Genomic DNA, 254 nt, shown 5'->3' with positions numbered 1-254 from the left:
CTGGGCGAGGCCCACGCCACGAAGATCCACAAGATCATGGACATGGCCATCGCGGCGGGTGCGCCGCTGGTGTCGTTGAACGACGGCGCCGGCGCCCGTATCCAGGAAGGCGTCTCAGCGCTCGCCGGGTACGGGGGCATCTTCCAGCGCAACACCAAGGCGTCCGGTGTCATCCCGCAGATCAGCGTGATGCTCGGCCCGTGCGCGGGCGGCGCGGCCTACAGCCCCGCCCTCACCGACTTCGTGTTCATGGT

General features: G+C 68.9%; 1 protein-coding gene. It reads left to right on the top strand.

The features are described from left to right. On the top strand, window positions 1-254 hold a 254-nt coding region (locus KUM03_RS29075; protein ID WP_302185908.1), incomplete at both ends, for a carboxyl transferase domain-containing protein.

This window comes from Streptomyces sp. AC602_WCS936, assembly GCF_019049125.1.
In the GTDB taxonomy this organism is placed as follows: domain Bacteria; phylum Actinomycetota; class Actinomycetes; order Streptomycetales; family Streptomycetaceae; genus Streptomyces.
Note: the sequence above shows the minus strand (reverse complement) of the source record. Positions and strands in the feature narration are given on the sequence as shown.